This is a genomic window from Terrabacter sp. P5_B1 (genome assembly GCF_056400505.1).
Map to the genome: position 1 here is coordinate 1 of NZ_JBFULD010000545.1, position 1,440 is coordinate 1,440.

At 73.8% G+C, this 1,440-nt stretch carries 2 protein-coding genes; both read right to left on the minus strand.

Translation table 11 applies throughout. The features are described 5' to 3' along the window. Window positions 1-301 (minus strand): enoyl-CoA hydratase-related protein (locus tag AC1DP0_RS21835; RefSeq protein WP_478088673.1); only part of this gene is annotated, 301 nt, incomplete at its 3' end. A 30-nt stretch (window positions 302-331) separates the two neighbouring features. After that, window positions 332-1,440, minus strand: a 1,109-nt coding sequence (locus AC1DP0_RS21840; RefSeq protein WP_478088675.1) for an acyl-CoA dehydrogenase family protein, incomplete at its 5' end; no start/stop codon positions are given.

The following is a 1,440-nucleotide window of genomic DNA, read 5'->3' on the forward strand; positions in this document are numbered from 1 at the left end:
CGGTCGGCACGCCGACCGAGCCGATCGTCGTGAACGCGGCATAGACCGTCTCGAGGTTGCGGTACGCCTCGTCCTCGACCGGGTCCCGGCCGGTGTCGGCCAGCACGCTGCGGACCGCGCCCGCGCAGAAGTGCGCGCCGCCGGTGACGACGACCGCACCAACGGCCTCGTCCGCCTCGGCCGTGCGAGCCGCGTCGATGAGCTCACGCGACATCTCCACGGACAGGGCGTTGCGCCGCTCGGGGGCGTCGAGCGTGATGAGCGCGACGCCGTCGGTCACGTCGTAGCGGATCTCGGTCATGCGGCGAATCTCCTTTGGCGAGTTGGCACTTCAGCCACCGTCGTGGGGGTGGAGACGGGCAGTCGACGGTTTGGCGCGGCCGGTCGTGATGAGCGTCCAGAGCCGGTCGCGACCGGCCGAGGACGCGAGTGCGGTGAGGGTCTCGTCCCAGTCCTGCAACGAGCCGTACTCGCTGCGCCGGGCCAGGATCGGCTTGGTCAGGGTGTGCAGCTCGTGCTCGAGGGTCGTGCCGATCGCGCCGAGCACCTGGTGCGCGCCCCGGACGACGACCGACGCGGCATGCCCGACGCAGGACTTGGCCACCCCGACCGCGAAGAGCATCCCGGGGTCGCGCCAGTCCGAGGCGGCGGCGCGGGCCACGGCGGCATCGGTGGCCGCCCGCGCCAGCGCGGTCTCCGAGGCGATGTCGGCCACGAGGTGCTGCACGGCCTGGAAGCGGCCGATCGGGCGGCCGAACTGCTCACGCTCGCGGACGTGGGTCAGGACGACCTCGACGACCCGCTCCATGGCCCCGACCACCTGCGCGCACCTCGCCAGGGCGCCGCGCAGGTGGAACTGCTCGCCGATCTCGTGGGCGACGACGGTGCCGGCCTCGAGGTCGTCGAGGTCGAACTCGACCGTGTCGCTGGGCTCCCCGGCGAGGTTGCGGCGCTGCTCGATGGCCACCCGCTCGACCGGCACGTCGGCCACCCGCCACTGGTCCCGGTCCTCCCAGAGCGCCACGATCCGGCTCGCGTCCCTCGCCCACGTGACGTTGAGCGCGACCCCGGACGGGTCCGGACGGCACACGGTCCGCAGCCCACCCTCGTTGGGCAGGCCAGCAGCCTCGAGGAGCCAGCCACCCAGGATGTCGTGCTCGGCCAGCGGCACCGGCGCRGCGGCCGCAGCGGCAAGCCCGAGCAGGGCCGCGGCATCGACCCAGCCACCACCGCTGCCGCCCGCGGCCTCGCTGCCGGTCAGGCGCGTCAGCCCCAGTTCCTCGAGCCGCTGCCACAGGCCACGGTCGAGGTCGACGACAGCCGTCGGCGTGGCCCGGGTCGCGCGGTAGTCGGCGAACAGACCGGTGAGCACGTCGAGGAGGTCGGGGTCGGGCGTCGTCGGGGCAGCGAGCTCGTCGAGACGGTGCTGCTCGGGGCGGT